Raw genomic sequence first — 16,085 nt, 5'->3', positions numbered from 1 at the left:
GGTGAATGGTCAATAGCTCACCACATTTGAAATTAATAACTCATCTTATGCTGCCTGATCTTCTTCCCTCTGTTTATATTGAAAATGCCGTATCAATGATCTCTGCCTGTTCCTGGGCATGTACCTTGGCATAACCGGTAGCGGTAGCAGCGCTGGGTTGGCGGCTGATAACACCATAGTTAATGCTCTTCAGGTTCATTTGCAGGTAGGAGGCGGCGCCCATGTTCAGCGGCTCTTCCTGTACCCAGAACCAGGTGGCTTTGCTGTATTTGCGATACAGTTCTTCCAGTTGTTTAACAGGTAAGGGATATAACTGTTCGACCCGTACAATGGCGGTATCTTTCTTGTTTTCTTTTTGCTGGCGTTCTGCGAGGTCGAAATACACTTTGCCGCTGCAGAACAATACTTTCCGAACGCGGGAAGCATCGTCTGTATAAGTATCATCGATCACTTCTTTGAATCCGCCGCTTAAAAATTCCTGTTTGGGCGAATAAGTACCGGCATGACGCAGGTTGGCTTTGGGCGAGAAGTTGACCAATGGTTTGCGGAAAGGCCATGCCAGCTGACGGCGCAGGGCGTGGAAGAAGTTGGCGGCCGTGGTGATATTCGTGATCACCATATTTTGTTCGGCGCACATTTGTAAGAAGCGTTCCATCCGGGCGCTGCTGTGCTCGGGACCCTGTCCTTCATAACCGTGGGGCAATAACATGGTAACGCCGTTCATGCGGTTCCATTTTTGCTCACCGGCCGAAATGAACTGGTCGATCATGGTTTGCGCGCCGTTACAGAAATCACCGAACTGGGCTTCCCACAATACCAGGGCATTGGGGTTGGCCAGGGCGTAACCGTATTCAAAACCCAGTACGCCATACTCGCTCAGTAAAGAGTTGTATATTCTGAATTCGCCTTTGGCATCGGGGATCTGGCTCAACCTGCTGTACGCTTTGTCGGTATTTTCGTCGCGCAGTACAGCATGGCGGTGTGAGAAGGTGCCGCGGCGTACATCCTGTCCACTCATCCGCACATCCTTACCCTCCAGCAGCAGGCTGCCGTAAGCCAGCAGTTCACCGGTTGCCCAGTCGATCTTGCCTTCGTCGTTGAATAGTTTTACTTTGTCCTGGATGATCTTTTCTACCTTTTTCAATGGTTTGAAATCGGCAGGCCATTTCATGAGGGCTTCGAATACTTTTTTGAAGCTGGCTTCATCGATGGCAGTAGTGGGAGATTTATCAAAGTCGTCTTCGGTGGCTTTGCGCAGGCTCTTCCAGTCCAGCTCAGGCTGTTGGTAATGGTAAGGCAGGGGATTCTGCTTTATTTCATCGAGGCGTTCCTGCAGGTCGGCCCAGAATTTCTTTTCCATTTCCTTGGCCAGTTCCTTGGCATCCGATTCGCCATTTTCCAGCAGATAGTTGGTATACACTTCACGCGGGTTGGCGTGTTTATCGATCAGTGAATACAGCTGCGGCTGGGTGAATTTCGGATCATCGCCTTCGTTGTGTCCGTGACGGCGGTAACAAACCATGTCGATGAACACGTCTGAATTGAATTCCTGGCGGTAACGGGTAGCTATTTCAACGCATTTAACTACTGCTTCTGCATCATCGCCGTTTACGTGTAATACCGGCGCCTGGATCATGGCGGCCAGTGAAGTACAGTAATCGGAGCTGCGGGCGTCTTCAAAGTCGGTAGTGAAACCGATCTGGTTATTGATCACAAAGTGAATGGTGCCGCCGGTATAGTAACCGTCGAGGTCGCTCATTTGCAGCACTTCGTATACAACACCCTGTCCGGCAACAGATGCGTCGCCATGGATCAGAATAGGTAATATTTTATCGAATTCGCTTTTGTATAATACATCGGCTTTTGCCCGGGCAAAGCCAACCACTACGGGGTCAACGGCTTCCAGGTGCGATGGGTTGGGCATCAGCTTCAGGTGAATGGTCTTACCATCGGCTGTTTGCACTTCGCTGCCATAGCCCATGTGGTATTTTACGTCGCCGCTGCCCATGGTTTGGTCAAGTTTGGCAGTGCCTTCAAATTCACTGAAGATCTGCTCATAGGTCTTGCCCATGATGTTGGCCAGTACGTTGAGGCGGCCGCGGTGGGCCATCCCGATCACAACTTCCTGTACGTCGTTATTGGCGGCAGTTGTAATGATCTCATCCAGGGCGGCAATGGTAGTTTCACCACCTTCCAGTGAGAAACGTTTTTGACCTATATATTTTGTGTGGAGGAACTTTTCGAAGATGACGCCCTGGTTCAGTTTTTCCAGGATGCGTTTTTTCTTGTTGATGGCTAATGGCCTGGTGAAGTTCCGCTCCATTTCGTTGGTAAGCCAGTCTACTTTCTTTTGATCGCTGATGTATTTGAACTCGATACCTACGTGGGATGCGTAGATCTTTTGCAGGTGTTGCAAAATGTTGCGCAGGGTAGTAGTGCCCAGCCCGATCATATTGCCTGCATTGAAAGTTTTGTCGAGATCAGCTTCGGTAAAACCAAAGAACCCGAGGTCTAAATTGGCGCCCCGGTCTTTACGCGGACGAATAGGGTTGGTTTTAGCGATCAGGTGGCCTTTGTTGCGGTAGCCCAGAATAAGGCGGTAGGCGCCTACTTCTTTTTTCCAGTCGAAACTTTCGCCGGTAGCGCCGGTTGTTTCACCTGCTACTGCTGTACCGTTTGTCCCGTTTTTGCCTTGTCCCACGGCAAAGTCAAATCCTTCAAAAAATTTTTTAAGGTCGGGATCAACACTGTTTGGGTCTCGTAAGAAATCCTGATACAGGTTTTCAATAAAGGCCGGGTGGGAACTGGTGATATACGAAAAATCCTTCATGAGGATGCAATTGAAACTTAAAGTGTATTGAGTTATTTAAAATCGGGGTACAAATATCGGTCAAAAAAGGTAGGAACGGAAGCCAAATTATCTGAATTTGTGTTTTTTGACGCTATAAAAGGTGGTAGGCCGCTAAAACCTGCAAGGGGCGGATGTTTTGCCTTGGAAAGTTCCTGAAAATTTACAACCTTGCCACTGCTCGGTTGGCCATTGGCAGTTGGCAGCAACAAACTGCGCATTGCAACTGCCGGCTTGTTTAAGCTAACCGGCTGTGTTTCACGAAAAATGATAGGCAGTCAAGATTTTTACCGTTTTATTTTTCTTTTTATGGTGCAAATTGTTACCTTTGCATCCCCGAAAATTATTCGGAACTAAACTTTGGAACGAAATGGCAAATCATAAAGCTACCAAAAAAGACGTGCGTCAAGCTGCTAAAAGACGTGAAAGAAACAAGTATTACGGTAAAACTACCCGTAATGCCATCCGTGATCTGAAAGCAATCAAGACTGGCACCGAGGCTACCAAAGAATTCCCTGAAGTAGCTTCTATGATCGATAAATTAGCTAAAAGAGGTATTATCCATAAGAATAAAGCCGCTAACCTGAAAAGCAAGCTGGCTAAAAAGATCAATACCCTTGCGAAATAAGGTAGTTGGCTTTCATGTCTCTGCATAGAGGCGGTATGGCGAATTCCAGTTATCTCGAATAATATTATTTTTTTTGTTTTTTCCTCCCGTTCGCGCGGGAGGTTTTTTTATTTCCGGAGGTCGAGGTCGGAAGTCCGAGGTCGGAGGTCCGAGGTCGGAAGTCGGAGGTCGGAAATCCGAGGTCAGAAGTCGTAAGTCAGAGGTCGGAAGTCCGAGGTCGGAAGTTGGAGAGGAATGTTGCACATGGGAAATCTCGAAATCTCAAAATCTCGAAATCTCAAAATCTCGAAATCAGAAATCAGAAGTCAGAGATCGGAAGTCTGAGGTCGGAGAGGTGCCCGGTCTTTAGTGCATGTTGCAGACAGGAAAATCTCGAAATCTCAAAATCCCGAAATCAGAAATCAAAAATCAGCCCCCAACAGTCACACTATGAGAATATTACCTGTATTCCTGCTACTTGGTTTACCCGTTTTTCTCTTCAGCCAGTCGATACTCACCAAATTCGAACAATCGCAGGGCAAAGAAACGCCCACTTACCACGAGATCATCAGCTGGTGGAAAATGATGGACAGCCGCTCGGCTTCCGTAAAAATGCTTACGATGGGGCCTACAGATGCCGGTTTTCCGCTGCACCTGGTAGTGGTGTCAACCGACGGTGATTTCGACATGGGCAGCCTGCGCCGGAAAAATAAACGGATCATTCTTATTAATAACGGCATTCACCCCGGCGAACCGGATGGCATTGACGCCAGCATGCTGCTGGTTCGGGATATTGCCGCCAACAAAGTAAAGCTGCCCGCCAATGTGGTGCTGGCCATCATCCCGGTGTACAATATTGGCGGCTGTTTGAACCGCAGCCCCTGGTACCGCGTCGATCAAAACGGGCCGGCCGCCTTTGGCTCCCGCGGTAATTCGCAAAACCTCGATCTTAACCGCGACTTTATCAAATGTGATTCCAGGGAAGCCCGCTCCTTTGCTGCCATTTTTCACCTGTGCGATCCCGATGTGTTTATCGATAACCATGTGAGCAACGGGGCCGACTATCAGCACGTGATGACGCTGCTGGCCACCCAGCATTCAAAAATGGGCGGCGAAATGGGCGAATATTTACATACCCGGTTTGAACCGGGTCTGTACCAATTGATGAAGGGAAAGGGTTATGACCTGGTGCCCTATGTTGATTTTGCCGGTAAGACGCCGGATGCTGGTTTAACCGCTTACTTCGATGGCCCGCGTTACAGCAGTGGTTATGCCACCTTATGGCACAGTTTTGCTTTTGTGCCCGAAACGCATATGCTGAAACCTTATGAGCAAAGGGTAAAAGCCACTTACGCGCTGATGCAATCGTTCATTGAGTTTACGGCTGCGAACAGTGCTGCAATAAAACAGTTGCGGCTGCAGGCGAGAGAAAAGGATCGTACGGCAAACAGTTTCCCGGTGAGCTGGAAACTGGATACTACCCGCCGGGAGCAGGTCTTATTTAAAGGGTATGAGGCCGGTTATAAGAACAGCGAAGTGTCTGGTTGGCCGCGGCTGTATTATGACAGAACCAAACCGTATGAAAAGCAATTGCCCTATTACAATTTTTATACAGCCAGAACTACCATTGAAAAGCCCAATGCCTACATTGTGCCGCAAGGCTGGTGGAAGGTGATCGATCTGCTGAAGATCAATAAGGTGCAAATGACACCTTTGTCAAAAGATACAAGTATAGAAGTGGAGGTATATCGTATTGAAGATTACAAGACCCTTCCCCGGCAGTATGAAATGCATCACCTGAATACGGATGTTGTGGTGAGTAAAAAGAAGCAGGCCATGCAATTCAGGAAGGGAGATTATTATATTCCATTGAACCAGGAGGCGAACCGGTTCCTGGTGACGGTGCTGGAACCGCAGGCCGATGATTCTTATTTTGCCTGGAATTATTTTGATGCCATCCTGGGCAGGAAAGAAGGGTACAGTGCGTATGCATTTGAAGATATTGCTGCCTTATACCTCAACGAACATCCGGAACTTAAAAAGCAGCTGGAAATAAAACGGGCAAGCGATACCGCTTTTGCCCGAAGCGCCTCGGCGCAACTCGATTTTGTGTACAGGAACTCTCCCTACTTCGAACCGGATTATCTGAGGTATCCTGTATATAGAGTTCCTTAGTTCAAAGTCTTAAGTTATTAAGTTATTGAGTTATTGAACCACAAACCACAAACCACCAACCACAAACTCAAAACTTAAGATGTCGCACCGTTAGTCCATCATTGATCAGTTGTTTCAGCGAATCGATGCCAATACGCACATGCCGTTCCACAAAATTGGCGGTGACCTTTTTGTCGCTTTCTTCGGTTTTTACGCCTTCGGGCACCATGGGTTGATCGCTTACCAGCAGCAGCGCGCCGGTTGGAATTTTATTATAGAAGCCCACTGAAAAGATAGTGGCTGTTTCCATATCAATGGCATAAGCACGGATCTTTTGCAGGTATTCCTTGAAATGTTCGTCATGCTCCCAAACGCGGCGGTTGGTGGAATATACGGTGCCGGTCCAGTAGTCGATGCCATAATCGCGGATCGTGGTAGATACCGCCTTTTGCAGGGCGAATGCCGGCAGGGCAGGCACTTCTGGCGGAAAATAATCGTTGGAAGTACCTTCGCCACGGATGGCTGCGATCGGTAAAATAAGATCGCCGATATTGTTGCGTTTTTTCAGGCCGCCGCATTTACCCAGGAACAGCGTTGCCTTCGGTTCAATAGCGGTTAACAGGTCCATCACCGTAGCAGCTGTGGGACTACCCATCCCGAAATTAATAATGGTGATATTTTCTGCGGTAGCGCATTGCATGGGACGGTCAACGCCGGTAATGGGAACGTTATTCCATTCGGCAAACATCTTTACATAATTGCTGAAGTTGGTAAGCAGGATGTATTCGCCAAAATTATCCAGGGTTTCGCCGGTATAGCGGGGCAGCCAGTTCTTAACTATTTCTTCTTTTGTTTTCATCTGATAATTTAATTTATCCAAGCTAGGGAAGCACCAGGCCGTTGGATTGCGAAAGGTTTATGTTCATCAATAAATTTCGTTTATTTTGGGCAAAACGCCCTGTTTTTTAGTAATAACAAACAGTAAAGCCGGTAGTTTATTGGAGTGCCTTATAAGCAACAAATTGTAGTTTTGATGCCATGATCAGGATTGAGTATCCTTCTTTCCCATTCCGCCTGAAAAAAGAAGAAGAGAAAGAATTTATTTTTGATGAATGCCGCCGGCAGTGGCTGCGGTTGACTTCTGAAGAGTGGGTCCGGCAGAATTTTCTGCAATATTTGTTACAGGTAATGAAATATCCGGCTGCCTTGACAGCCGTTGAAAAAGAGATCAGGCTGGGCGAATTAAAAAAGCGTTTCGATATCCTGATATACGATAAGCAGCATCAACCCTGGCTCATGGTTGAATGTAAGGGTATGGAAGTGCCCCTGAGCGATGATGTATTGCAACAGGTATTACGATATAACATGGCTGTACCCGTTCCTTACCTGGTGATCACCAATGGGTCGGTCTGTTTTGGATATATTAGGAAAAATAATCAGCTGCAATTACTTGAATCCCTGCCTGAGTTTGGAATTTAAGTTGTTATTAACGGTTTTTATGCGTTCTTTAGCGCAACCAACAAACCGTTTATGGATAAAGCTATCCATGAGAAAATTGAAGCGCTGACCCGCCGTATTCAGGAATTATCGCATCAGCATACAGCCATCAGCACCCAGCTGGTTGAATTGATCGAGGAACTGCAGGCTTTAAAACTGTCGATAAACTATACTTCGCCGGTAGAACCGGAACAGCAATCTGAAGTAACAACCATCGAGGTAAAAGAAGTAATTGAAGCGCCTCGCCCGTCTGCCCCCAAACCGCCGACACCGCCGCAAAGAAAGGTTGCCATTACAAGATCGCCCCGTTCTACCTCCTCGTTTGAAGAATTTATTGGAAAGAATGTTGCCAGCAAGGTGGGCATACTGGTGACCATTATAGGTATTTTCATCGGCGCCAAATACGCCATCGATCATGATATGGTGAGCCCGCTGTTGAGAGTGATCGCGGGGTATTTGTGCGGAGCGGCCCTGATAGGCGTAGCTGTATGGCTGAAGAAAAAATATGAGGCTTATAGCAGTGTACTGATGGGCGGTGGACTGGCCGTGTTATATTTTATCACATATACAGCATATAGCTTTTACCAGCTGATGCCGCAGACCGGTGCTTTTGCACTGATGCTGGTGTTTACCGCCGGTACGGTATATGCGGCATTTATGTACAATCGCGTCATCATCGCGCATCTGGCGCAAATAGGTGCGTACGCCATTCCATTTTTATTGAGCGATAACTCCGGCCGCTATGCCGTCTTCTTTGCGTACATCGCGGTTATAAATAGCGGCATCCTGATCGTGTCATTACGCAAGTACTGGAAGTCCCTGTTTTATGCAGCTTTCGCACTTACCTGGATCATTTATATCAGCTGGTTCATTTTCAGCTTTGAGTACAGTCAGCATAAAGTTGTCGCCTGGAGCTACCTGGGCATTTACTTCCTGCTGTTTTATGCTACATTCCTGGGTTACAAGATCATTAAAAGAGAGCAGTACGGGTTACACGATGTTTTGATCCTGTTAGGCAATGCCTTTATCTTCTATGGTTTTGGTTATGCGCTGATGAAACAGGAGTCCGCTGCAAATTATGCGGGCCTTTTTACACTGTTGAATGCGGGTATTCATCTGGGTGTAAGCCAGCTGATCCGGCGGTTACAACTGGCCGACCGGTCGCTGTATTACCTGATCCTGGGATTGGTGATCGTATTTTGTACCATTGCCGTGCCAGTGCAGCTGGATGGTAACTGGGTTACCCTGTTATGGACAGCCGAAGCGGTATTGGTATTTGTGATCGGCCGCACCCGCCAGGCGCCGGCTTATGAAAGGCTGGGGGTAGGGCTGGCTGCGCTGAGCTTTTTAAGCCTGGTGCACGATTGGTTCAATCATGCAGCGCGCTTTACCTTCCCTGATAAACTGGCTGTTCATTCGTTTATAAATATTGTGTTTGCAACGGGTTTGCTGGTGGCTGTTGCCCAGGGTATTATTGTTTATTATAACAGAAATAAGAAATATCAAACGGCCCTGGAGACAGGCAGTATTTATCTCGTATTTTATAATTATGTGTTACCCGCCCTGTTATTGATCACCTGTTATTTCATTTTTCATCTCGAGATAAACGGTTATTTCAGGCAGCTGAACAGTACGGCATCGCCCTATGAACCATTTTATGTATTGGACGATACCGGCATCCCGGCATTCGGCTTTGTCGTATTGTTGTTGTATTCGATGGTATTCACCACGGTTTGTACGTTAATTAACCAGCGATGGTTTCGCAGTAAAATGCTGGCGACTTTTGCACTGGCCGCCATTGGGTTGATGATGTTCCTGTTAGTGACGCAGGCGCTGGGTGTTTTAAATGGGTTGACAAACACCTGGTTTAAAAATGGAGGCACTTATTTTGGTGCGCTCGAATTTGCGATCAGGTATGTTGTCATTGGCATTACTGCTTTTACATTGTACACCGGCTCCCGAACCATTAAAGCATTCGTCACCGAACCATGGGTGCAAAAGGGCTGGCCGCTGCTCGTGCATGGTGTGTGCCTGGCTTTTCTTAGTGCTGAATATTTATGCTGGACAGCTGTTTCGGGTTCCGGTAATCAATATAAATTAGGCCTGAGCATCGTGTGGGGGCTATATGCCATGATGCTGGTCGTAGTGGGCATTCAAAAAAAGCAAAAACACCTGCGCCTGGCGGCCATCGGTCTGTTCCTCGTTACGTTGATCAAGTTGTTCGTGTACGACCTGGCCGGTTCGGGCACCATAACCAAAACATTATCCTTTATTTCGTTGGGTGTGCTATTGTTGGTAGTGTCGTTCCTGTATAATAAGTATAAGGATGTATTATTTGGTGAAGCTGCGGTCGACGAAAAACGGAAGGCAGAATAGGTGCGGTGTCTGAAAAATATGGATTTAATCAAAGTGTAACGATACGAGCGGTCTTAAATAAAACATCCCACCTGGTATTACCAGATGGGATATAAATATATAGTTCTTTATCAAGCCTATGGGAATATGCCCAGCTCGGCATAGCTGGTACCTACTTTATTGATGGCTACCACGTAGGCGGCTGTACGCATATCAGGGATCTGCGGATTGCTTTTCCACACTTCCATGATCTCGCGGGTGGCGGTGATCATGGTCTCTTCCAAACCACTGCGTACCAGATCTACCTCTTCAGGGCCATGCATGATGAGCTCTTTTTCTTTTCCATTTACTTTCTTGCCGGTCAGCTCTTCAATTTGACCAAGTATATGGCTGTTCAGGTTTTCTGTAAAGCGTTTTTCCATGCGGCCATAACGTACATGGCTAAGGTTCTTCAGCCATTCAAAATATGATACGGTTACACCGCCGGCATTGAGGTACATATCCGGTACTACCAGGATGCCCCTTTTGGCGAAGATCTCATCGGCTTCAGGCGTGAGTGGCCCGTTGGCGGCTTCTCCAATGATCTTTGCTTTTATATTGGGTGCATTCTGGCCATTGATCACGTTCTCCAGTGCTGCAGGGATCAGGATATCGCATTCCATTTCCAGGGCATCGGTATTTTTGGTAAAATTGGTGCTGCCGGGGAAATTCAGAATGGAACCTTTTGTTTTGCGGTGTTCAACCACTTTGTCGATGTCGAGCCCGTCTAGGTTGTAGATAGCGCCTTCGTATTCGCTTAAGCCAACGATCCTGGCGCCATGTTCCTGAAAGAATTTGGCCGTATGGTACCCTACGTTCCCCAAACCCTGCACAACTACCCGTTTGCCTTCCACGCCAACCGGTAATCCCAGTTTATCCATCACATCTTTCATGGAACATACTTCACGCAGTCCAAAGAAAACGCCGAGTCCGGTTGCTTCGCGGCGGCCGCGTACACCACCCTGGGTAACCGGTTTTCCGGTTACGCAACCCAGTGCATCTATTTCGCCGGGGCGCATGCTTGTATAGGTATCAACGATCCACGCCATTTCCCGTTCGCCGGTACCATAGTCAGGTGCGGGAACGTCGATGCCGGGTCCAATGAAATTCTTTTTAATTAATTCTGACGTATAGCGCCGGGTGATCTTTTCCAGTTCATACGGCGTATATTTTTTAGGGTCGATCGTGATACCTCCTTTGGCGCCGGCAAACGGCACATTCACGATGGCGCATTTGTAGGTCATGAGGGCGGCAAGGGCCATTACCTCATCGAGGTTCACTGACAGGGCAAAACGAATACCACCCTTACAGGGCAGTTTGTGATGGGAGTGTTGTACGCGATAAGCTTTGATCACTTCTATCTTATCGCCAATTTTAACCGGGAAATGCATGCGGTATACGGCATTGCACTGTTTGATCTGTTCCAGGATACCGGGATCCCAGGCGGTAAATTGCGCGGCTTTATCGAAGCTCTTTTCCACCGCGCCAAAAAAACTGTAATCTGACATGACTAAGCTGTTTTTGTTTATGTATTGAGCAGTATATGACAAGCTAGTGGTAAATGGCTAGTGGCTTGTGAGACTTCAACCGCAACCGCTCCACCCAATCCATTTACTTCATTAAAATCAAAAAAAAATCGCTACCGCTATAACTTCAAACCAATTCATCTAACGTTTCATTCCACCGCGTTCATTTCAAAGTTAAAAATTGTCAGGTGGTCAGGATAAAATCGAGCAAACCTGCTCGCTACTTACTACCGGCCACTAGCTGTTCTTCTCAAGTTTGGTAATCTTTCTGTCGAGCCGGATCACATACAGGAACAAACCCACCAGGATAGTTACCGCAACAACCAGCACAACATAGATCTTGCCTCCGGCATATAAACCGGTGCGCGTTTGGTCAACATGGGTCACAGAGTCCTGGGCACTCGCCAGTAAATGGACAAATAAAACGATCAGGGTTACAATTAGTTGCTTCATACAATAGTTTATGCGGAATGTTTTTTCTCTTCCAGTAATCGAACGCGCAGCCTGAGGGTGGATATCCAGGTAGATAAAAGGATCCAGCCCAGCACGCCGGGCCAGAAAACGAGGCGCATGGTTGCATCGAGGCTGCTGCCACCAAGGCCGGGATTCCCTTCTGAACCCTTACCACCTGGATGCAGTGATTCTGTCAGCCGCGGTAAGATCAGGATCATCGGTATATAAATAAAATATGCGAAAATATTATATACAGCCGCAACCCGGCCTCTTTTATCCATATCAGGCATGGAGTTACGCAATACAAAATAGGCAACATAGATCAGCAGTGCAATGGCTGCGCCGATCTGTTTGGGATCGTTGCTCCAGGCAGCCCCCCAGGTATATTGTGCCCAAATGGCGCCGGTAATGAGCCCCAGCACACCCAATACCGTTCCGGTGCGGGCAAATTCCGTGGCATAAATGTCGTACGTAGGATTGGGGTTACGCAAGTATTTTATGGAATAAAACAGGGAAACAGTAATTAAAGCGAGCTGACTGAACCACATGGGCACATGAAAGAAGAAATTGCGCATGCTTTCGTACAGGTTGCTGCTTGCATAAGCTGTTTCATAGGGAAGCGGAATCAAAAGACCTGCAATAAAGGTATAGATCAGTAGTACAATGCTTAGTATTTTCCACCAGTACTGGCGCATAGAGTCCTGTAGTTTGTTGAATGATCATTGGTACCTGAAAGCAATCGTACCACCCAATGATCCAAAATAGGTGGGGCAAAATTAGGGGAAAAGAAGTTAAATAGAAGGTTGTTTATGTCTGTCTGAATGTTATATGGATGAATGTCGGGTCATCGTAATCATTGGTTACCGGGTACCAGGCGCCGGGTGCCGGGCCTCGCCGCGCTGAAGCCCCGGAAACCGGCAAACCGGTAACCGGTAACAGCTCAATCCTTCCAAAGAAACGGGAACAAGATGATAGCCAGGGCGATCACCAGCACGTCGAGCCCGATCAGCAAAAAGATGATCTGCCACAGGCCGGCCTGTATAACATCGGCGAAGGCTGTGTTCGACATGCGCATGAGCAACAGTACCTGCGGAATGATCAGCGGAAAACCCAGGATGGCCATCAGGGCAGCTCCCTGGCGGGCACGTGCCGCTATGGCAGCCAGGAAAGTGAATACAAGGCTTAAACTGCAACCGCCAAGGCAAACAAATCCAATGAACCGGAAGGGATTCTGTAACGGATTACCCATGAGCAATTGGAATAACAGCAGGCTTACAATACTCATAAGAACCATCAACCCCGCATTAAATAATAATTTCGAGAGCATGAAATCGCGGGCGCCGGCCACCGTATAAAAGTAGAGCATGCGGCCCTGGCTTTCCTGCAGAAAACTTTTGGCTACTGCATTCACACAAATAAACAACTGGATCATCCAGAACAAGCCATTCCATACTTTTTCTTCGGGCTGGCCCATCGCCAGGTATAATACAAAAATGGTAGATGCTACATACAATAAGATTCCGTAGAAAGTGTATTGCTGCCGCACTTCAAGCAAGAGATCTTTTTTAATAAGGGTAAGTATATGGTTCAAGACGGTTTTGTTTTAAGTGTTGTTTTGGTTTACTAGGAAAGAGTTTATGGTTTGTGGTTTATGGTTTATGGTTTGTGGTTTATGGTTCTTTATTCTTCGAGCTCACGATTATACTTCGGCATTCCTCTTTTTCAGCTTTCTCAACTTTATTAACTTTATAAACTTGTTAACTTTTCAACTTCGCTCATAATAACACTTCCTGCACCTGGGTTCATAGGTATCTTTTTCGCCGAGCAGCACCTGGCTTTTGTCAGTTTTTTTACGAAACGAATAATTGGCAATATGGCCGCATTTAACGCAAATGGCGTGCAGCTTCGTTATAAAATCGGCTTTGGATAACAGAAAGGGCATTTGCCCGAATGGTTTACCGGTATAATCCATATCCAGTCCGGCAACAATGATCCTGATCCCTTTCAGGGCCAGCTGATCACAAACATCCGGTAACTGATCATCGAAAAATTGAGCTTCATCAATACCAATTACATCCGCATCTCCATGCAATAATAATATAGTTTGGGAGTTATCAATAGGTGTACTCAGAATGGCGTTTTCATCATGTGAGATGATGTTCTGCGCATCATAGCGCACATCTATCTTAGGCTTAAAGATTTCTACCCGCAGGTTGGCGATCTTTGCCCGTTTTAGTCTCCGGATCAATTCTTCCGTTTTTCCGGAAAACATAGACCCGCAAATCACTTCAATACTGCCCCGGCGTTCACCCGATATATTAGGTTCTATAAACATGTTAACGGAAATAGGTACAATAATTGTTAACTTTATCAATTAGCTCTAACCATCAATCAATTAACTCTAACCATAAAAAAGTACCCGCTTATTATGGAACGTTTAGCACAACTTATTGGCAAATTAAATGAACAATTTGCACAAAATGCCGATCCGTTTCAACTATTAGTAACTACTCAATTAATTGAAACAGAATTGGTACAGATGTCAACGTCCACTCACCGGCCTGTAAATTCCAGCAAAGTGGCAGTGGTGATGCCGGCGGCTAATGGTCATAGCTATCAACAACGACATATACCAACTAAGGAAGAGAAAACTACCCAAACGCCTCCCAAGGCAGTGCCTTCGCCCGTTGTAGTGGAAACGCCACCCGTTGAAGTACAGGAAGCTCCGGAGGAAATACCGGTTGTAGTGCCAACACCGGTTGCAGCAGTGAACGGCAATAACGGCACTGTGGAAAAAAATAATAACGGCCATCATCAGGAAGCCCAGAAGGTTGAGCAGAATGGGTGGAAATTTGATCCCTTACGCGAAATTCCCACACTTGCCCATCAACAGGCAGTAAAAGAATTGAACGAAGTAATGGCGTCAAAAGAGGCCTCCCTTAATGAAAAGTTAAAAGAAGAGGTGAAGGAAGTGGCCCACGTGCTGAATGATGCGCCGGTACGCGACCTGCGCAGGGCTATCGGCATTAATGACCGCTTCGTATTTATCAGCGAGCTCTTCCGCAATGATGAAGTAATGTATGAACGCAGTATTAAGACCATCAACAGTTTTCGCATACTGCCCGAAGCCCAGTACTGGATCGAAAGAGAATTAAAAGTAAAACTGGGTTGGGATGAAAACAAAGAAAGCACCCGCCATTTTTATCAGCTGGTTAAAAGACGCTTTTCCTGAATATAATGCATGATCGTGTCGGTGGCGCCTTTATTATTATATACATAATTACGGGCGGCCTGACAGCTTGCCTCCCAGGCACTGTCATTCGTTAGTAACTCTTCGCATGTTTTTTCCAGTTCGAGCGCTGTATTAATGACAAAAGCGCCGCCCTGCTGTACCAGTTCAACAGCTTCAATGTATTTATCGTACACAGGCCCGAATACCACCGGTTTCCCATATACCGCTGCTTCCAGTACATTGTGCACACCATCGTCGCCAAAACCACCGCCGACATAGGTAATAGTAGCATATTTGTACAGTTTAGATAACATGCCAATATTATCTATGATCAATGTATTGGGTGGTTCAATGTTGAGTTGGCGGTTGCGGGGAATAGGCACCGGTGAACTGCTGGGAACAGTGAGCTTTGAATACCTTACGCTGCGTTTGAACAGCTTCTCTATTTCTTTCAGGTGGTCTTCGTTTATTTCATGCGGAGCGATGATAAACTTTATTTCCGGATGGCTGTTCGCGTAGTGATCCATTTCCTCTTCATCTTCAGGCCAGGTGCTGCCGGCAACGATGACCTGGCTGTCGCCGCAAAATTCTGCGATCTTGTCAACCGGTTGAAACTGCTCGGCTATTTGCGCCACCCGGTCGAACCGGGTATCGCCGCTAATAGTAACGTTATTGGTAAAACCGATGGTGCCCAATAATTGCTTGCTCGCCTGGGTTTGTACAAACAGGTGATCGAAGCTTTCCAGCATGTACCAGTGCAACCGGCCATACCATTTGAAGAAAGGCTGGTCTTTCCGGAATATGCCCGATACCAGCAGCAGGGGGATCTGTTTTTTCTTCAATTCGGTCAAATAATAGAACCAGTATTCGTATTTGATCCATACCACCAGGTCGGGTTGAACGAGGTTAATGAACCTGCGGGCATTGGCTTTTGAATCCATTGGCAGGTACAACACGTAATCGGCCCCGGAGTTCTTTTTCCGCACCTCATAACCGCTGGGAGAAAAGAAGGTGAGTAATACTTTGGCATTTGGATATTGCCGTTTGATGGCTTCCATCACCGGCCGGCCCTGCTCGAATTCGCCCAGGGAAGAGCAATGCATCCAGACCAGCGGTGAGTGGCTGGTGGCTGGTGGCGGGGGAGAGCCCCCGGCGTTTTGATGCGCGCCTTCTGTTTGCTGCCTTTCGCCTTTGGCCTTCCGCCCTTGGCCTTCTGCGTTAAGCATGTTCTGTAATTTCAGCCAGATATCCTCGCGCCCATTCAGCCATAACCGGGCCTTGGGATTCCAGAGTGAGGAAATACGGATGCCAATAGCGTATATGAACAAAAAGATATTATAAATAAACAGGTGCACGGTAATGATTTAATTCAGC

General features: G+C 47.0%; 13 protein-coding genes. 5 read left to right on the top strand and 8 right to left on the bottom strand.

What is annotated here, in order from left to right; translation table 11 throughout:
- Window positions 1–73: 73 nt before the first annotated feature.
- Window positions 74–2,830, bottom strand: a complete 2,757-nt coding sequence (locus tag JUB15_RS25440; protein WP_207515481.1) for a 2-oxoglutarate dehydrogenase E1 component — start codon at window positions 2,828–2,830, stop codon at window positions 74–76.
- A 388-nt stretch (window positions 2,831–3,218) separates the two neighbouring features.
- Between JUB15_RS25440 and rpsT the strand changes: the two genes are divergently transcribed.
- Window positions 3,219–3,476 carry a 30S ribosomal protein S20 gene (rpsT, locus tag JUB15_RS25435; RefSeq protein WP_207515480.1) on the top strand — a complete coding sequence of 86 codons (258 nt, stop codon included), beginning with the start codon at window positions 3,219–3,221 and terminating at the stop codon, window positions 3,474–3,476.
- Window positions 3,477–3,905: 429 nt separating this feature from the next.
- The gene (locus JUB15_RS25430; RefSeq protein ID WP_207515479.1) at window positions 3,906–5,630 is read left to right on the top strand and encodes a M14 family metallopeptidase; all 1,725 of its coding nucleotides are present in this window, start codon (window positions 3,906–3,908) and stop codon (window positions 5,628–5,630) included.
- A 67-nt stretch (window positions 5,631–5,697) separates the two neighbouring features.
- Here JUB15_RS25430 and JUB15_RS25425 read toward each other — a convergent pair whose 3' ends face one another.
- The gene (locus JUB15_RS25425; protein ID WP_207515478.1) at window positions 5,698–6,468 is read right to left on the bottom strand and encodes an AMP nucleosidase; all 771 of its coding nucleotides are present in this window, start codon (window positions 6,466–6,468) and stop codon (window positions 5,698–5,700) included.
- 179 nt (window positions 6,469–6,647) lie between these two features.
- Here JUB15_RS25425 and JUB15_RS25420 point away from each other — a divergent pair, with 179 nt between their 5' ends.
- Together JUB15_RS25420 and JUB15_RS25415 are read left to right on the top strand one after the other, a co-directional pair.
- Window positions 6,648–7,088 (top strand): type I restriction enzyme HsdR N-terminal domain-containing protein, encoded by a 441-nt coding sequence (locus JUB15_RS25420; RefSeq protein ID WP_207515477.1) that lies wholly within the window; start codon window positions 6,648–6,650, stop codon window positions 7,086–7,088.
- A gap of 51 nt (window positions 7,089–7,139) precedes the next feature.
- Entirely contained in the window at window positions 7,140–9,482 is a 2,343-nt protein-coding gene (locus tag JUB15_RS25415) for a DUF2339 domain-containing protein (protein WP_207515476.1), read from the top strand.
- 116 nt (window positions 9,483–9,598) lie between these two features.
- Here the strand turns inward: JUB15_RS25415 and JUB15_RS25410 are convergent, their stop codons facing one another.
- The 5 genes from JUB15_RS25410 to JUB15_RS25390 all read right to left on the bottom strand — a co-directional run bounded on the left by JUB15_RS25410 (window position 9,599) and on the right by JUB15_RS25390 (window position 13,814).
- Window positions 9,599–11,008 carry a Glu/Leu/Phe/Val family dehydrogenase gene (locus tag JUB15_RS25410; RefSeq protein ID WP_207515475.1) on the bottom strand — a complete coding sequence of 470 codons (1,410 nt, stop codon included), beginning with the start codon at window positions 11,006–11,008 and terminating at the stop codon, window positions 9,599–9,601.
- Between the two features lie 255 nt (window positions 11,009–11,263).
- On the bottom strand, window positions 11,264–11,479 hold the full coding sequence (locus JUB15_RS25405; RefSeq protein WP_207515474.1) for a CcmD family protein: 216 nt from the start codon (window positions 11,477–11,479) through the stop codon (window positions 11,264–11,266).
- 8 nt (window positions 11,480–11,487) lie between these two features.
- Window positions 11,488–12,174, bottom strand: a complete 687-nt coding sequence (ccsA, locus tag JUB15_RS25400; protein WP_207515473.1) for a cytochrome c biogenesis protein CcsA — start codon at window positions 12,172–12,174, stop codon at window positions 11,488–11,490.
- A 245-nt stretch (window positions 12,175–12,419) separates the two neighbouring features.
- Entirely contained in the window at window positions 12,420–13,070 is a 651-nt protein-coding gene (locus JUB15_RS25395; protein ID WP_207515472.1) for a heme exporter protein CcmB, read from the bottom strand.
- A 174-nt stretch (window positions 13,071–13,244) separates the two neighbouring features.
- Window positions 13,245–13,814, bottom strand: a complete 570-nt coding sequence (locus JUB15_RS25390) for a thymidine kinase (protein WP_207515471.1) — start codon at window positions 13,812–13,814, stop codon at window positions 13,245–13,247.
- 93 nt (window positions 13,815–13,907) lie between these two features.
- Here JUB15_RS25390 and JUB15_RS25385 point away from each other — a divergent pair, with 93 nt between their 5' ends.
- A complete protein-coding gene (locus JUB15_RS25385; protein ID WP_207515470.1) occupies window positions 13,908–14,711 on the top strand; it encodes a DUF8457 domain-containing protein in 804 nt (267 codons plus the stop codon).
- On the opposite strand, the gene JUB15_RS25380 is transcribed toward JUB15_RS25385, so the two are convergent.
- On the bottom strand, window positions 14,684–16,066 hold the full coding sequence (locus JUB15_RS25380; RefSeq protein ID WP_207515469.1) for a 3-deoxy-D-manno-octulosonic acid transferase: 1,383 nt from the start codon (window positions 16,064–16,066) through the stop codon (window positions 14,684–14,686). The two genes, JUB15_RS25385 and JUB15_RS25380, sit on opposite strands and share 28 nt — an antisense overlap.
- Window positions 16,067–16,085 lie beyond the last annotated feature (19 nt).

It is taken from the genome of Longitalea luteola (assembly GCF_017356035.1).
Taxonomy (GTDB): domain Bacteria; phylum Bacteroidota; class Bacteroidia; order Chitinophagales; family Chitinophagaceae; genus Niastella; species Niastella luteola.
This window is presented reverse-complemented; position numbering and strand designations above follow the sequence as displayed.

What these genes read in the sequence shown, in the direction of transcription:
- JUB15_RS25440 (WP_207515481.1), bottom strand. Translation starts at nt 2,830, where the DNA reads ATGAAGGATTTTTCGTATATCACCAGTTCCCACCCGGCCTTTATTGAA.
- rpsT (WP_207515480.1), top strand. Translation starts at nt 3,219, where the DNA reads ATGGCAAATCATAAAGCTACCAAAAAAGACGTGCGTCAAGCTGCTAAA.
- JUB15_RS25430 (WP_207515479.1), top strand. Translation starts at nt 3,906, where the DNA reads ATGAGAATATTACCTGTATTCCTGCTACTTGGTTTACCCGTTTTTCTC.
- JUB15_RS25425 (WP_207515478.1), bottom strand. Translation starts at nt 6,468, where the DNA reads ATGAAAACAAAAGAAGAAATAGTTAAGAACTGGCTGCCCCGCTATACC.
- JUB15_RS25420 (WP_207515477.1), top strand. Translation starts at nt 6,648, where the DNA reads ATGATCAGGATTGAGTATCCTTCTTTCCCATTCCGCCTGAAAAAAGAA.
- JUB15_RS25415 (WP_207515476.1), top strand. Translation starts at nt 7,140, where the DNA reads ATGGATAAAGCTATCCATGAGAAAATTGAAGCGCTGACCCGCCGTATT.
- JUB15_RS25410 (WP_207515475.1), bottom strand. Translation starts at nt 11,008, where the DNA reads ATGTCAGATTACAGTTTTTTTGGCGCGGTGGAAAAGAGCTTCGATAAA.
- JUB15_RS25405 (WP_207515474.1), bottom strand. Translation starts at nt 11,479, where the DNA reads ATGAAGCAACTAATTGTAACCCTGATCGTTTTATTTGTCCATTTACTG.
- ccsA (WP_207515473.1), bottom strand. Translation starts at nt 12,174, where the DNA reads ATGCGCCAGTACTGGTGGAAAATACTAAGCATTGTACTACTGATCTAT.
- JUB15_RS25390 (WP_207515471.1), bottom strand. Translation starts at nt 13,814, where the DNA reads ATGTTTATAGAACCTAATATATCGGGTGAACGCCGGGGCAGTATTGAA.
- JUB15_RS25385 (WP_207515470.1), top strand. Translation starts at nt 13,908, where the DNA reads ATGGAACGTTTAGCACAACTTATTGGCAAATTAAATGAACAATTTGCA.